General features: G+C 60.6%; 1 protein-coding gene. It reads right to left on the reverse strand.

Going from position 1 to position 1,103, the window contains the following annotated elements; all coding sequences use genetic code 11:
* Positions 1-1,103: elongation factor Tu (gene tuf / locus ACR0BA_RS18440; RefSeq protein WP_480643604.1), on the reverse strand; the 1,103-nt coding region annotated here is incomplete at both ends.

The following is a 1,103-nucleotide window of genomic DNA, read 5'->3' on the forward strand; positions in this document are numbered from 1 at the left end:
TTTTCCATGGCGATCGGGGCGATCAGCTCGACGCCGAACGACACGTTGTCGCCGGGCATGACCATCTCGGTGCCTTCGGCCAGGGTCACGGTGCCGGTCACGTCAGTCGTACGGAAGTAGAACTGCGGACGGTAGTTCGCGAAGAACGGAGTGTGACGGCCGCCTTCTTCCTTGGTCAGGATGTAGGCTTCGGCTTCGAACTTGGTGTGCGGAGTCACCGAGCCCGGTTTACACAGAACCTGGCCACGCTCGACGCCGTCACGGTCAACACCACGCAGCAGGGCGCCGATGTTGTCGCCGGCTTCACCGCGGTCCAGCAGCTTGCGGAACATCTCGACACCGGTGCAGGTGGTCTTCTGCGTGTCGCGGATGCCGACGATTTCGATCTCGTCGCCAACGTTGATCACACCACGCTCGACACGACCGGTCACAACGGTACCACGACCCGAGATCGAGAACACGTCTTCGATCGGCATCAGGAACGGCTGGTCAACAGCGCGCTCGGGCGTGTCGATGTACTCGTCAACGGCCGCCATCAGTTCGCGGATCTTGTTCTCGCCGATTTCCGGGTTGTTGCCTTCCATCGCGGCCAGAGCCGAACCTGCGATGATCGGAATGTCGTCGCCGGGGTAGTCGTAGCTGGACAGCAGTTCGCGAACTTCCATCTCAACCAGTTCCAGCAGCTCTTCGTCGTCAACCTGGTCAACCTTGTTCAGGAACACGACCATCTTCGGGATGCCAACCTGGCGGCCCAGCAGGATGTGCTCGCGGGTCTGCGGCATCGGGCCGTCAGCGGCGTTCACAACCAGGATCGCGCCGTCCATCTGCGCCGCACCGGTGATCATGTTCTTCACATAGTCAGCGTGGCCGGGGCAGTCGACATGCGCATAGTGGCGGTTGTCGGTCTCGTATTCCACGTGGGCGGTCGAGATGGTGATGCCGCGCGCTTTCTCTTCCGGCGCACCGTCAATCTGGTCATACGCCTTGAAGTCGCCGAAATACTTGGTGATTGCTGCGGTCAGCGTCGTCTTGCCGTGGTCAACGTGGCCAATCGTGCCAATGTTGACGTGCGGTTTTGTACGCTCAAACTTTTCCTTTGCCAT

It is taken from the genome of Ruegeria sp. CI5, from assembly GCF_056536885.1.